Here is a 14,178-nt window from a genome sequence, read left to right as displayed (position 1 = left end):
TTAGAAGCAAAGAAGTTAAAACTGGAATACTCTGTCTGATATTCCGGCTTCCTCTTACTTTCTAGTTACTTCTCTTCAACTTACTGCTCTAATCTCTAGCTCTTAGCTCCTAACTTCTACTATATGGCCGCATTTGAAGTAATTGGCGGGAATCCGCTTAAAGGAGAAATTGTGCCCCAGGGCGCCAAAAACGAGGCATTGCAGATTCTTTGTGCTGTATTGCTTACCTCGGAACCCGTTACCATCTCCAACATTCCCGATATCCGCGACGTCAACAAGCTGATTGAGTTGCTGCGCGATATGGGTGTTAAAGTAGGTAAGCTTGCCACGGATACCTACCGTTTTCAAGCCGACGATGTGCACATCGACTACCTTGACACGCCCGAATTTGTGGCACAAGGCAGAGCGTTGCGCGGGTCGGTAATGATTCTTGGCCCTATGCTGGCTCGTTTCGGCAAATGCCAATTACCGAAGCCAGGCGGCGACAAAATTGGCCGCCGCCCGCTGGACACGCACTTTGTGGGCTTGGAAAAGCTCGGTGGCAAGCTCACGCTTGAGGGATTGGACTTCTATCGCATCAACTCCGAAGGCCGACTGCGTGGCGCCTACATGCTGCTAGAAGAAGCCTCTGTAACGGGCACTGCCAATATTGTAATGGCCGCTGTGCTGGCTGAAGGCACTACTACCATCTATAACGCGGCCTGCGAGCCGTACGTGCAGCAGCTTTGCAAAATGCTAGTGCGTATGGGTGCTCGTATCAACGGCATCGGCTCTAATCTACTCACCATTGAAGGCGTGGAAAGCCTCGGTGGCACCGATCACCGCATGCTGCCCGACATGATTGAAATCGGCTCGTTCATTGGCCTCGCGGCCATGACCGGGTCTGAAATTACCATCAAAGACTGTCAGATTTCCGAGCTAGGGGTTATTCCGGACACGTTCCGCAAACTCGGCATCCAGCTGGAATTCCGCGGCGACGATATCTACATCCCGGCTCAGGACCGCTACGAGATTTCCACTTACCTCGACGGCAGCATCCTAACCATCTCCGACCATACCTGGCCGGGCCTAACTCCTGACTTGCTCAGCATTGTGCTGGTAGTAGCCGCGCAAGCAAAAGGCACTGTGCTCATTCACCAGAAAATGTTCGAGAGTCGCTTATTCTTCGTGGACAAGCTTATCGACATGGGCGCCCAGATTATTCTCTGCGACCCGCACCGCGCTACCGTTATTGGCCTCAACAAGCGCACCCGTCTGCACGGCATCACGATGACCTCTCCTGATATTCGAGCGGGTGTAGCGTTGCTGATTGCTGCTCTATCTGCCGACGGTCGTAGCGTAATCGAGAACGTAGAGCAAATCGACCGCGGCTATCAGCACATCGACAAGCGTCTGAACGCTTTAGGAGCACAGATTCGTCGTTTGTAAGCAACCTTCCTTATAGACAAAAAATAGGTGCTGCCGCAAAAGCAGCACCTATTTTTTTGCCTTTACCGGAATTTTTACGCTGCTGATATACGCCTTGATAACTGGCACCAAAGCCGGCAAAATGGCTTCAATGGCAGCACGTTCTTGCAAAGTCCAATGGTGCGGTTGCCCAAACAAGCAGGGCTGCAGAATGCCCCACAGTTGGTCGTTTTCGGTGATGTGGGCATGAATCAGCGCGCGGTGGCCGAAGGTTTTATGCTCGAATTCACGGTTGAGTACATCGGGTGTGGCAGTTTCTACATCCTCCACGAACACGGAAGGCCGTGTAGCCAATGCAGCCCGAAACAATGGGTCTTCCTTCGGTAAGTCGGTGGTGTCTTCCTGCCAGTCATGGATAGGGTTGGGTACCACGTCGTTTTTGCGCCAGCAGAAGGCGATGCGGCCTTTCCCAACGGTTGGGTCTCGGACGTACAGAAAACAACGGTCGGCATCCAGATACTTCCCTACTTGCTCTAGTACCCGGTTGATAGTAGCAGTAGGTGATTCGTCGGCGGGCACTGTTAAAAGCAGAGAATGATTGACAGTTGAATTCATACTGATTGGGTCGAGAACATGCTTATGTGAAAACGGGCAGGCTGTTGAATAGTTATTGACTGACTTCCACAATAGCTGGAGGTTGGGTTAGCTACAGAATGGTCCATATACCAGGCAATGACAGTTTAGCGTTGAGGTAACGTGCTGGTGGTAAGTGTCGAAGAACCTACTCACTTTCAAGTTCCTGCCCCATGAGAAGAACCGCATTGCTTCTTTGTTTAAGCTTGTTTTGGCTGGCTTCCTGTAGCGATAAGCAGGAATCTGCTCCAGAAAGCACTAGTATGGCCGCTCCGGAAAACGTGATGGCTCCTACTTTGTCTGAATCTGTATCTGAATCAGATAAGGAGCTGGAAGAAACTTCTCTTGCTACGGAAGCCGCAGCCCAAGATCCTCCCGTGTCTGCCAGGGTAACCGCTGCTCCGGCCGCTACACGCAAACTGATTTATCATGCCGAGGTACGGGTGAAAGTGGAAGACCTAGACCGGGCTAACGCCCGCATGGACAGCCTCACGCGCACATATGGAGCCTACGTGTCGGATGCGTCGGAGACGCGCCAGGATGGGCAGCGGCAGCACCAAATGAAAATCAGGGTAGTACCGAGCCGCTTTCAGGCTATGCTAGGTGGTCTTAACGGACTAGGCACTTTGGTTTCTAAAACCCTGAGTACCGACGACGTAACGGCCGAACATGCCGATATATCGGCGCGTTTAGGCACCAAACGAGCTCTAGAACAACGCTACATTGCCCTGCTGAGTCAGGCCAAAAAGGTATCTGACATTCTAGAAATAGAAGAGAAAATAGGCAATGTGCGCGGCGACATCGAAGCAACAGAAAGCCGGCTAAAAACACTCAATGACCAGGTAGCCTACTCTACCATCACGCTGACCTACTTCCAGGAATTACCCTTAACCGCACCAGATGCGCCGGTTATTTCCTTTAGCAGCCGACTCGTTCAATCTTTCTACGATGGTTGGGAGTTGTTCACTGGCCTCGTGCTAGCCTTGGTAACAGCTTGGCCGCTCCTGCTTGGTGCCGTGCTTGGCGTGTGGGGGCTACGCGCTTGGCGACAACGACGCCGGCAGCGTGCAGCGGCTTCGCTCTAGAACTTATTTGATGCATGTATCATAAAAAAGCCCTGGCTACTTGAGTAGCTGGGGCTTTTTTATGGTGATATTAACTACTTAGTCTACAATCATATCCACGACAGACGTTACAACCGATAGCACCACGCTAAAGAGCAGTGCGGAGAGAAAGTTATCTACTGCAAAGCCTGACAGCAGTGCGTCGGCAATCATGACGATGGCAGCGTTGATAACCAACAGGAACAGGCCAAGCGTCAGGATCGTGATGGGCAGCCCGAGTATCTTCAAGACTGGCTTCAGTACGGCATTCAAGACAGCCAGCACGATGACCAGCAATAAGGCGTCGGTGAAGCCCCCAATGTGAGAGCCAGGTAGAAATGCAGCCAGCAGATAGGTGATAACTGCCGTGAGCAGAAACTTGAGAATAAATCCCATGAGCGTAGAGAAATGTAAGTGAGGGAGAAAGTTGGGGAATGTACGCGGATGAGGTGAAAAGGATAGCCTGAGGCCTAATTCGCTTAATTGCCTCTCTTCTACTACCAGAAAAAGGGGAGGCGGAGCAGTTGTCTTTATCGACCGATAAAGACAACTGCTCCGCCTCCCCTTTTATAATTCTCTACTGCTTCTACTTTTCGGCGGCTCTGTCGGTGAGGCGGCCTTGGGATACGCCCATCCAGTTGGCCATGCTGTAAAGCAGACGCGCACCAACAATAGCATTCCATTCGGTGTCGCCGGGTGCTACTTCGTTTAGGTCGCAGCCGATAATGGTGCGGCCGGAGCGTACAACCTCACGAATGAGGTAAAGGGCTTCTTCAAACTCGAGGCCACCGGGTACCGGCGTACCTGTGCCCGGACAGAGCTTCGGGTCGAGTCCGTCAATATCAAAGCTTAGGTACACCTTCTGCGGCAGCTGCGCAATGATTTTACCACACACCTTTTTCCAGGATTTCTTCGCAAAGCGCTCGTCGCTCAGGAAGCGGTTATGGAACATGGCAATCCGGCCTTGGCTGTGCTCCACCGTTTCGGCTTCCTGCTGGCTTAAGTCACGGATGCCGACCTGCACCAGCTTTTTCACCTGTGGCAGCTTCAGCGCGTTGTACATGATAGAAGCGTGCGAGTACTCGAAGCCTTCGTACGCCGGACGCAGGTCACAGTGCGCATCAATTTGGAGAATACCAAAATCATCGTAGCGCTCAGCCAGTGCGTGCAGGTAGCCAAGCGGCGTGCTATGGTCTCCGCCGAGCAGCACAACCCCCTTGCCCTCATCGAGATACGCGCCGGTTTTTTCTTTCAGGTACTTCAGCAAGCTTAAGCCGCGCTTGGTGATGGCCGCGGGTACATCGGCATGCTTGGCGGCCTCAGCAGCAGGCTCGCCCGCCTCTAGCCACTTAATGTAGGCAGCAGCCTGCTTGCGTAGTTCCTGGCTTTCCTGAGCTACTTTTTCATCGGCCTCTTCCATGGCCAGGCCCATCCGCCACGCGTCGGGCATGTCCGGGTCGTAGAGGTCAACTTGCAGCGAAGCCTCACGAATAGCTTCGGGGCCTTCGGCGGTACCGGCCCGATACGAAACGGTAACCTCCCAAGGTACAGGTACGATAACCACCTGCGCCTCTTCCACAGTGAAGGGCAAGCCAAATACACCACCTTGCGCGTCGCCTAGGGCATTGGGGTCAAAGTTTGCTAGTTTGTGTTTGAGAGCAGAAGAATGTGTTGAAGCCATAAGGCGAATAGTGTGGTGGTGAAAGAGGCCTAAAGGTAAAATGGTGAGTTGGGTGTTCTAGTTGCGCAATTTGCGTCAGTAGAACATCCAACTCACCATCTCGTCTTCAACCTTAGTTAAGAAGGCTGACCGTTAAGAAAGTCGTACGTGCGAATGATATCGAGAATTTTCTCGAAAGTAGGGCGGTCGAAGAACAGCATCAAGGGCAGTTCCACGGAGTTGTCTTTGTCGGAAAACTGCGTGATAACTGAAAATATCAGGGGCTGCACTAGAGGCTGCGCGAGCAACAAATTATTGAGGGAAGTCGCAATGTCTCCGCGAGGAGCAATAGGTGGCGCGCCGTATATCTTGGCTTTCAGGATGTTAGCCAACTGAGTCACTAAAGCGCCTGTAATAATATTGCTGATTTCCAATAACAACGACTCCTGCATTTCATCGATTTGCGTGGATGGAGCCGTATTCATGCGCAAACAAACCTTGGACAGGCGCTGAATATGTAGTCCCGAAAAGAACATCAGCGTAGTACCATTGAACTCGCCACGAATGTCGGACTGCACCGGAACGTGGTTCTGCTCGATGTCGCGCACACGGTCAAGAATACCAGTACCAGGCACCAAATCGAGGCTAGGCACTTCTAAAAGAACCTTCTCTTGGGCAATCACCGCGAAGGAGTCGGCGGCGCGGGCCAGTCCTATGTTCAGAATTTCGCGGACCACGTCGCGCTCCAGTTCCGTCATGTGCAAGTCCATATTATTCATTCGATTGGCTGCTGCTGCGATAACGTGACCACAGCGAATTCAGCAGTACGTAAATTTAAGGTCGCCGGGCTAGAAACAGACGAGTTAAGGCGGGCACATCGAGCACCAGGCAGACCTGCCCGCTGCCAAGCAACGTAACTCCCCCAAACAATTCAATGGTATCCAGCGGCTTACTCATAGGCTTAATGACAATATCTTGCTGTCGCAAAAAACGATCAACGATAAGCCCAAGTTTGCGATTGTTGTAGGCAATGATGATAATGTCCTGCCGGCCATCTATGTCGGCGCGTGAAACCGGAGCCATTGGCCCGTCTCCATTAAGCAGCCGACGCAAACTAACCACGGGTACATTTTCACCCTGCACACTGGCCATTAACAGCCCGCCAATGACGTGCAGCTGCTTAGGCCATAGCGACACAACCGAATCGGTGTGCATGAGTGGAATAGCGTAGCTGCGCTGATCGAGTTCGAAAAGCAACGCGCCTTTTACGGCAATAGACGTGGGGAGCACCAACGTGAAGGTGGTGCCCTCCCCTAGCTTGGAATCGACGCGCAACTGCCCACCGAGCGAGTCGATAGCTAGTTTGACAACGTCGAGCCCGACGCCGCGGCCGGAAATTTCGGTTACTTCCTTGGCCATGGAGAAGCCCGGCTCGAACAGGAAAGCCCGCACCGCATCATCATCCAGCGTTTTGGCAATCTGCTTTGGCACCAATCCACGCTCTACCGCCTTCTTGCGAACCTGCTCGATGTTGATGCCTTTGCCATCGTCGATTACTTGAATCAGCACATCATCGCGCTCGGTTTGTGCCGAAAGCCGCAGGTGCCCTTCCGCCGACTTGCCGGCTTTCACCCGCTCCGCGGGCGTTTCGATGCCGTGGCCTACAGCATTGCGCACTAGGTGCAGAAGCGCATCGGTGATGATCTGCAGGATGTTGCGGTCAATCTGTATGTCCTGGCCGCTGAGCGTTAGCTCTACTTGCTTTTGCTCGGCAGTAGCCACGTCGCGCACCACCCGGGGAAACTTGTTTAGCAAGGAGCCCACGTTTACCAAGCGCGCATCCATGACCGAGTACTGCAACTCATCGGTGATGCGGAATAGATGGGCAGCAGTGGATTGCAGGGCCGAATTGCCGATTTCTTGGCTTAGTGTCAGAATCCGGTCCCGGTCGATAATCAACTCGCCTACCAAGTTGAGCAGGTGGTCGAGCTTTTTTATCTGAATGTAAACCAAGTCCGAAAGCTCCAGCTTGCGGTTGGCTTCTTCGTCGCTCAAATCTTCCTCGGGCAGCTCGGGCTCTTGGCCTTCTACCAACCGGTTAAGGTTATCGAGCAAGGTGGTGACATCGGGCAGGGCTGCTTCTTCACCTACGGCCCTAATCATCGTGCCTATGGTATCAATACCCAAGAAAAGCACCTTGCTTAAGCTGCCCGTAAAGTCGCGCTGCTTGTCCCGAATCAAGCCGAAGATGGTTTCCATATGGTGCGCCACTTCGCCGATTTCCGTGAAGCCCATAGCCCGGGAATTGGACTTCAGGTTGTGCATAAGTCGGAACAGCTCGTTGAGAGAAGGCTGGTCCTGGGGGTTGCGTTCCAGCTCGCTGATATGCTGGCTCATGGCGTCGTAGTATTCGAGCGCCTCAGCCATAAAGATTTCACGGTATTCCTGCTCGCGTGATTTCATAGCTCAACCAGACGACACGAAGAAGGAACAGAAAATCTTGTACTGCGCACACCAGATGCCGTCCGCCGGAACTGTGCAGTATACTGCACAATAGCCTCGGGCAGTTCTACCAGCGGCAGCACCGCATTGGCCCACCCCGCTTGAATCACCGAGTTTGGCATGGAAAAAAGCACCGACGAAGCCTCGTCCTGCGCCAACACAGTGCCGCCGTGCTGGCGGATTGCTTGCGCTCCTAGCGTACCGTCGCGGCCCATACCCGTAAGGACTACTCCCAACACATTGTTGCCCACCGTATGGGCAACTGAGCGCATGAGAATATCAATTGAGGGCTCATCACCGGAAGGGCTAGATTCGGTTGAGAAATCAGTTTGCCAGCACTGCCAAGGAGTATGTAGCGCAGACCTCACCACGAGGTTATGGCCGCCGGGCGCTACCAAAATACAGCCTGGTGTTAGTTGAGTACCTGCCCCGGCAGCAATAACCGGCAACGAACTTGCCCGCGCTAGGCGCTTCACAAACGAGTTCAGGAAGGATGCCGGCAAGTGTACTGCCACCACTACTGCGCAAGCCAGGGTAGCCGGTAAGGACCGCACCAACTGTTCAACCACTTCAGGGCTTCCCGTGGAGCCGCCAATAACTACCACGCCGCTCGGTAAACCAGGCACGGCTGCCGCACGACTTACTGAATGCCACGAAGAAACAGGCTGTACCGGAGCAACTTCGAGTTTGCGCAGTATTGTATTGCTCCATTCCAATGCGGCAGCACCAGCTAAAATATAGTCGAAAACGCCCCACCGGCTGGCTTCTCGCATCATGCCCGGCAGTGGCTGACTTTCACAGTACAGCAACACCGGCAGCACCACATGGCGGCTAAGGACTTCCAACCCACGCAGCTGCCGCTCTCCCACAATTAATAGCGCGGGACGAAGGCGGCGGACTTGCGTAATGAATTCAGTTGGGTCTTCGCTGACATTAGTTACGCGTAGCCCAAGCTGCTGCAGTAGCCGCGTCAGTGCAAGCCGCCCGGCGGTGGGCAAGCTACCAAGTAAAACAGTTTGGGGAACGGGAATATCAGGCACGAGAAAAAACCAATACAACAGGCAGGCTCACAGCCAGCCGAAAAGCCAGCTGACTGTGTGGAAGGCAATTATAGCAGCGCGCTATTCAGCACTTAGCGCCCCTCCTACTATCTCCAGCACCTTCTCTTCTGAGAAAGGCTTCACGATGTAGGCAGAAGCTCCGCTTTCCAGCGCTTCATTTACAATCACCTCTTGGCCTACGGCGCTGCACATTACCACCTTTACATCAGGGTCGTTTTCACGAATGCCTTTCAATACATCAAGGCCAGTGTTGTCGGGCAGAATTACGTCGAGGGTGATGAGGTCTGGTTTAGTGGCAGCCGCCATTTCAATGGCTTGTTGGCCATTAGCGGCTTCACCCACTACTTCATAGCCAGCATCAGTAAGCACATTCTTGAGCATCGTGCGCATGTAAAAAGAGTCGTCGACGATGAGGATGCGGTTTTTCATAAGACGTATTTCAAAAATCCAGAGAGAGCAGAAGGAACAGAAGCTGGACGTTGTACGGCAGCCGGCAGGCAAAGATGTTTAAGAAGACTGCAATTGCATGATCTCAGAGGGAGTAAGCAGCTTCAGCATGTCGAGCACGATGATGATGCGGCCGTCTACCTTGGCTATTCCCTCGATGTACTTGTCGTTGATGTTGATGTCTTGGATGAACTCCGGCGCTTTTTCAATGATAGAAACCGGAATTGATAATGGCTGCGGCACTTCCCGGACCACAATCCCAATGGTGTAGTCCTTGGCTTCGATGGCTAAGGTGTACGACGTAGCAGGTAGCTCCTGCCCCGCTGGCCGCAGCCCAAACCGCTCTTCCAAATCAACAATGGCAATAATATCGCCGCGCAGGTTGGCTATGCCTTTGATAAACGGCGGCGTTTTGGGCATACGCGCCACTTCAGGCGTTATCGTTACCTCTTTTACCTGCTCGATGCGCAGGCCGTATTCCTCGTCGCCAAGCCGGAAAACAATCAATTGAATGATGGCGTCGGGCTTCAAGGTTTTCTTGTCGCTGTTTTGTTCTGCGTCAGGCATTGAACAACTGAAACTTATATAGGAGAACTGCTACTTGAACTATTGGTTGTTGGCAAGCCGTGGGGTATTACAACCTTTCGGCTTTAGCAGGAGCCTATTTGCCAGCATACCGAAGCTCCTGGCTTGTCACACTAGAACATTATGCTTCAACAAGTTCAAGCTAACATTCTAGTGCGACAGGCAGGATCTATTCAATACAGGTACTTATTTCGCTTTTTCTTTTGCCCGACCCTTCGCTGGCTTTTCATCCTGCGCTTTCGGTGCGTCTGCTGGCGCTGCTCCACTAGAAGACTTTGGCATTGCGCCGTTGCTGGCACGCCGGCTCGGTTTGGAATTGCGTGGTGCTTCAGCCTTCACATTGCTGGCAGCACTGCGAGCAGGCGCTGCTTTATCGGCTGCGTTATGACCATCGCCACGACGCGTAGTCGTTTGGGGCCGAGCAGCTTGGGCGGGTGCCTGAGCGGTGTCAGCAGAGGTAACGCGGCGGCGGCTGGCCCGGTCTCGGGCTGGATTAGCTGCCACCAGTGCTGGCTGAGGCTGAGTTGCCGGACGACGCATAACGCGACGCGGCCGGACAGGTTCGGGCTCTGGTTCGGGCTCATATATTTCCATCAACTGGAAGTTGGAGAGGCCCAACTGCAGGTCATCGGCAATGTCAGTCAGTCGCTGGCTCGATACCGTCAACTCGTACATGGAGCTGGACAAGCCTTTGGCCGTGCCCGCCACTTGTTGCGTACCGGTGGCGGTTTGCTCGGCAATGGCTACCACTTCTTCCACGTACTTCACCACGTCGCCAATCGAGGTTTTCTGAATCTCGGTGGCCGTCAGGATGTCGCGGGAGGTGCGGAGGGTTTCACCCGAGCTGGTGGCAATGTTCTTGAAGGCCGAGCTGGCTTCGAACGTAGCATTCTTCCCTTTCAGTACGCGGCCTTCCATGGTGGAAATAGCCGTTGCCGCGCTAGTAGTATCCTTCTTCACGTCGTCAACCAGCGTACCGATTTCCGAAGCCGAGCGACGGGAGCCTTCGGCCAGTTTCCGGATTTCCTCGGCTACTACCGCAAAACCACGACCTGCCTCACCAGCCCGGGCCGCTTCAATGGCCGCGTTCAGAGCCAGCAGGTTGGTTTGGGAAGCAATGTCGGTGATGACGGCCAGCGTCTTGCTGATGTCCTGCGAGCGGTTGGAGAGTACTTCGATGGTGCGAGCTGTTTGAGCGGCGGCCGCCGAAATTTCCTCCATGTTCTTTACCACTTCGGCCACCGTTTTCAGACCGAGCTGCGAGGTTTGCTCACCAAGAATAGCGGCCTTGATACCAACGTCGGCTTTGCCAGCCGTTTCTTTGGTGGCCTGCATAATCTCTTCGATCAGCTTGAAGGCCTGGTCGGTTTTCAATGCTTGGTTTTGCGCGCCTTCGGCCATTTGCTGCATGGCCAAGGCCACGTCAACGGTTACGCGGCTCATCTCCTGCCCTTTCGCCGCCATTTCCTCCGACGACGTGCCCACTACCTGCGACGACTCGTTGATTTCTGCCAGCAGGTCGTTGAGGTTGTCGACGGCCAGGTTGAGAGCGTCGGCCATGGCTTGAATGTCGCCGGCCGTCTGAATTTCAACTTGCTGCGTGAGGTCACCTTCCGATATAGCCCGTACCACGCGGCTCACTTCCAGTACCGGCGAGGCAATGGATTCGAGCAGGTCGTTGAGGGTATCTACGATTTCCTTCCACGAGCCGCTTACACCGCCTACTGTGGCACGCTCGGTCAGCTTACCTTCCACCCCGGCCACTTTCGCCACGCGGCTTACTTCCTGCGCCAAACGGTTCAGGTCGTCCACCATGCGGTTGATGGTATCGGCTAGCTCTGCTACTTCGCCTTTGGCTTCCAGTGTCAGCTTCTGCGTTAGGTCGCCTTGTGATACGCCCGTCACTACCTTGCCGATGCCCCGCACCTGGGTGGTGAGGTTGGCAGCCATGGTATTTACGTTATCGGTCAGGTCTTTCCACACGCCGCTCACGTTAGGAACTTGCGCCTGACCACCGAGGCGGCCTTCGGTACCTACTTCCTGCGCCACGCGGGTTACCTCGCCTGCGAAGATATTGAGCGAGTCCACCATCCGGTTGATGTTGTCCTTGAGGTCAAGCAATTCGCCTTTTACATCTACCGATACCTTCTGGCTCAGGTCGCCGCGCGCTACAGCCGTGGTTACGTTGGCAATGTCGCGCACCTGGCTGGTGAGCGAGGCGGCCATGAAGTTTACGTTATCAGTGAGGTCTTTCCACGTACCACGCACGTTCGGTACATCGGCCTGGCCCCCGAGTTTGCCTTCGGTGCCTACTTCGCGAGCCACACGAGTTACCTCATCACCGAACGTATTCAGCGAGTCCACCATCTGGTTCAGGTTTTCCTTCAGCTGAAGGAGCTCCCCTTTCACATTTACCGTTACTTTCTGGCTCAAGTCTCCTTTCGCAACAGCAGTAGCTACGTTGGCAATGTCTCGTACCTGAGAGGTCAGGTTTGAGGCCATGGTGTTTACATTGTCGGTCAGGTCTTTCCAAGTGCCCATAACGTTAGGCACCGACGCTTGACCACCAAGGATACCCTCGGTACCCACCTCACGGGCTACACGGGTTACCTCGCCTGCGAAGATGTTGAGCGAGTCCACCATCTGATTGAGGATGTTCTTGAGGTCGAATATCTCGCCTTTCACATCTACCGTCATCTTCTGCGTCAGGTCGCCTTTCGCTACGGCGCTGGCTACGTTGGCAATGTCTCGTACCTGAGAGGTCAGGTTCGAGGCCATGAAGTTTACGTTGTCGGTCAGGTCTTTCCAGGTGCCGCTTACGCGCGGCACAGCAGCTTGGCCGCCGAGCTTTCCTTCGGTGCCTACTTCGCGGGCTACGCGGGTTACTTCGTCACCGAAGATGTTGAGCGAGTCCACCATCTGGTTGAGGATGTTCTTCAACTCCAGGATTTCCCCCTTCACATCCACCGTCATCTTCTGGCTCAAGTCGCCGCGGGCTACGGCGGTAGCCACGTTGGCAATGTCTCGTACCTGAGAGGTCAGGTTGGACGCCATGAAGTTTACATTGTCGGTCAGTTCCTTCCACACGCCTGCCACATTCGGCACCAGTGCTTGGCCGCCTAGCTTACCTTCTGTGCCTACTTCCAGGGCTACGCGGGTTACCTCACCGGCAAACAGGTTCAGCGAATCTACCATCTGGTTTAGGTTCTGCTTCAAATCGAGCAGTTCGCCTTTCAACTCCACGGTGATTTTTTGCGTCAGGTCGCCTTTCGCTACGGCGGTAGCTACGTTGGCAATGTCTCGTACCTGCAACGTCAGGTTCGAGGCCATGAAGTTCACGTTATCGGTCAACTCTTTCCAGACACCTGCCACATTCGGTACGGAAGCTTGTCCGCCAAGCTTACCTTCGGTACCTACTTCCAGAGCCACGCGGGTTACTTCGCCGGCAAACAGGTTCAGCGAATCCACCATCTGATTCAGGTTCTGCTTGAGGTCGAGCAGTTCGCCTTTCACATCGACCGTCATCTTCTGGCTGAGGTCACCCTTAGCTACGGCGCTGGCTACGTTGGCAATGTCACGCACCTGACTCGTCAGGTTGGACGCCATATAGTTCACGTTGTCGGTCAGGTCTTTCCACACCCCGGCCACGTTGGGCACCGACGCTTGGCCCCCAAGTTTACCCTCCGTACCAACCTCCAGCGCCACGCGGGTTACTTCGTCACCGAAGATGTTGAGCGAGTCCACCATCTGGTTGAGGATGTTCTTCAACTCCAGGATTTCCCCCTTCACATCCACCGTCATCTTTTGCGTCAGGTCGCCTTTGGCAACCGCGCTGGCCACGTTGGCAATGTCGCGCACCTGAGAGGTCAGATTGGACGCCATCGTATTTACGTTGTCGGTCAGGTCTTTCCACACGCCGCCTACATTCGGCACCGAGGCTTGTCCACCAAGCTTACCTTCGGTACCTACCTCCTGCGCCACACGGGTTACTTCGCCGGCAAACAGGTTGAGGTTGTCGATGGTCTTGTTGATGGTTTCGGCCATCACCTTGAAGTCGCCAGATACTGGAATCTGGAAGGTTTCGTCGAGGTTGCCTTTGCTGATGTTCTTGAGCACCTTGCCTACTTCCAACACCGGCACGGCAATGCTATCTACCAGCCCGTTGATGTTGTTGATCATGTCGCGCCAGAAACCAGCGGCATTGTCGGCGGACGCACGGGCCTTCAGGTTGCCTTCCACCCCGGCTACTTTCGAAATGCGCGACACTTCTCCCCCTACGCCACCTATCATCTCCACCATGGAGTTGTAGGCCTCGGCTATTTCAGCGAAGATGTCATCGGTTTGTTTGGTGAGGCGCACCGAAACATCCCCTTTTTTGAAAGCATCGAGAGCATAAAGCACTCGGTTGAGTTGATCGTTGACGTAATCGGGATTCTGAACAGCCTCGTTGTTGCGGGTGCTGCGTCCGGTACCGCGTTTGCGGGTATTTTCTCCATTGGATGCAACCTCGGCGAGTTGGCCGGGCTCAACAACAGAGTTGGAAGCAGCCGCGGGGGCGGCGCGTTGGGTGGTGGTATTCTTACCTGATGCCATAAAGTAGGAGTAGCGAGGCCCGTGGAAAGTAGGCGAAGCAAACGAGAACTTACCGAAAACGGCCTTTCTCTACTTGGCAAAGGTAAGGAATACACTTATTCCTTCGCACAGGATTATGTGCTTAGAAGCAAGACAAGGGAAAGATTTCAGTGAACCAGTTGCCTCTACTTTACTGTTTGTCTCTTGC

The 14,178-nt window shown here is 54.1% G+C and carries 11 protein-coding genes; 2 read left to right on the top strand and 9 right to left on the bottom strand.

Going from position 1 to position 14,178, the window contains the following annotated elements:
- Positions 1-123 precede the first annotated feature (123 nt).
- A complete protein-coding gene (murA, locus tag P1X16_RS07430; protein WP_277227311.1) occupies positions 124-1,428 on the top strand; it encodes a UDP-N-acetylglucosamine 1-carboxyvinyltransferase in 1,305 nt (434 codons plus the stop codon).
- 48 nt (positions 1,429-1,476) lie between these two features.
- Here the strand turns inward: murA and P1X16_RS07425 are convergent, their stop codons facing one another.
- Positions 1,477-2,022: a GAF domain-containing protein gene (locus P1X16_RS07425; RefSeq protein ID WP_277227310.1), complete on the bottom strand. Its 546-nt coding sequence runs from the start codon at positions 2,020-2,022 to the stop codon at positions 1,477-1,479.
- A 314-nt stretch (positions 2,023-2,336) separates the two neighbouring features.
- Between P1X16_RS07425 and P1X16_RS07420 the strand changes: the two genes are divergently transcribed.
- Positions 2,337-3,125, top strand: a complete 789-nt coding sequence (locus P1X16_RS07420; protein ID WP_277227309.1) for a DUF4349 domain-containing protein — start codon at positions 2,337-2,339, stop codon at positions 3,123-3,125.
- Between the two features lie 78 nt (positions 3,126-3,203).
- Here the strand turns inward: P1X16_RS07420 and P1X16_RS07415 are convergent, their stop codons facing one another.
- The 8 genes from P1X16_RS07415 to P1X16_RS07380 all read right to left on the bottom strand — a co-directional run bounded on the left by P1X16_RS07415 (position 3,204) and on the right by P1X16_RS07380 (position 13,991).
- Positions 3,204-3,539: a phage holin family protein gene (locus P1X16_RS07415; protein WP_277227308.1), complete on the bottom strand. Its 336-nt coding sequence runs from the start codon at positions 3,537-3,539 to the stop codon at positions 3,204-3,206.
- 190 nt (positions 3,540-3,729) lie between these two features.
- A complete protein-coding gene (locus P1X16_RS07410) occupies positions 3,730-4,824 on the bottom strand; it encodes an agmatinase family protein (RefSeq protein ID WP_277227307.1) in 1,095 nt (364 codons plus the stop codon).
- 116 nt (positions 4,825-4,940) lie between these two features.
- Positions 4,941-5,582: a chemotaxis protein CheC gene (locus tag P1X16_RS07405; protein WP_277227306.1), complete on the bottom strand. Its 642-nt coding sequence runs from the start codon at positions 5,580-5,582 to the stop codon at positions 4,941-4,943.
- Between the two features lie 55 nt (positions 5,583-5,637).
- Positions 5,638-7,266: a chemotaxis protein CheA gene (locus tag P1X16_RS07400; protein ID WP_277227305.1), complete on the bottom strand. Its 1,629-nt coding sequence runs from the start codon at positions 7,264-7,266 to the stop codon at positions 5,638-5,640.
- Positions 7,263-8,345, bottom strand: a complete 1,083-nt coding sequence (locus tag P1X16_RS07395) for a chemotaxis protein CheB (protein WP_277227304.1) — start codon at positions 8,343-8,345, stop codon at positions 7,263-7,265. Before P1X16_RS07395 ends, P1X16_RS07400 begins: the two co-directional genes overlap by 4 nt.
- Positions 8,346-8,426: 81 nt before the next feature.
- On the bottom strand, positions 8,427-8,795 hold the full coding sequence (locus tag P1X16_RS07390; protein WP_245124572.1) for a response regulator: 369 nt from the start codon (positions 8,793-8,795) through the stop codon (positions 8,427-8,429).
- 78 nt (positions 8,796-8,873) lie between these two features.
- The gene (locus P1X16_RS07385; protein WP_277227303.1) at positions 8,874-9,380 is read right to left on the bottom strand and encodes a chemotaxis protein CheW; all 507 of its coding nucleotides are present in this window, start codon (positions 9,378-9,380) and stop codon (positions 8,874-8,876) included.
- Between the two features lie 204 nt (positions 9,381-9,584).
- On the bottom strand, positions 9,585-13,991 hold the full coding sequence (locus tag P1X16_RS07380) for a HAMP domain-containing protein (protein WP_277227302.1): 4,407 nt from the start codon (positions 13,989-13,991) through the stop codon (positions 9,585-9,587).
- Positions 13,992-14,178: the final 187 nt, after the last annotated feature.

The sequence above is a fragment of the Hymenobacter sp. YC55 genome (assembly GCF_029433095.1).
GTDB lineage: Bacteria > Bacteroidota > Bacteroidia > Cytophagales > Hymenobacteraceae > Hymenobacter.
Note: the sequence above shows the minus strand (reverse complement) of the source record. Positions and strands in the feature narration are given on the sequence as shown.

Excerpts from the sequence above, each read along its gene's own strand:
- murA (WP_277227311.1), top strand. The coding sequence starts at position 124 with ATGGCCGCATTTGAAGTAATTGGCGGGAATCCGCTTAAAGGAGAAATT.
- P1X16_RS07425 (WP_277227310.1), bottom strand. The coding sequence starts at position 2,022 with ATGAATTCAACTGTCAATCATTCTCTGCTTTTAACAGTGCCCGCCGAC.
- P1X16_RS07385 (WP_277227303.1), bottom strand. The coding sequence starts at position 9,380 with ATGCCTGACGCAGAACAAAACAGCGACAAGAAAACCTTGAAGCCCGAC.
- P1X16_RS07410 (WP_277227307.1), bottom strand. The coding sequence starts at position 4,824 with ATGGCTTCAACACATTCTTCTGCTCTCAAACACAAACTAGCAAACTTT.
- P1X16_RS07415 (WP_277227308.1), bottom strand. The coding sequence starts at position 3,539 with ATGGGATTTATTCTCAAGTTTCTGCTCACGGCAGTTATCACCTATCTG.
- P1X16_RS07390 (WP_245124572.1), bottom strand. The coding sequence starts at position 8,795 with ATGAAAAACCGCATCCTCATCGTCGACGACTCTTTTTACATGCGCACG.
- P1X16_RS07380 (WP_277227302.1), bottom strand. The coding sequence starts at position 13,991 with ATGGCATCAGGTAAGAATACCACCACCCAACGCGCCGCCCCCGCGGCT.
- P1X16_RS07405 (WP_277227306.1), bottom strand. The coding sequence starts at position 5,582 with ATGAATAATATGGACTTGCACATGACGGAACTGGAGCGCGACGTGGTC.
- P1X16_RS07400 (WP_277227305.1), bottom strand. The coding sequence starts at position 7,266 with ATGAAATCACGCGAGCAGGAATACCGTGAAATCTTTATGGCTGAGGCG.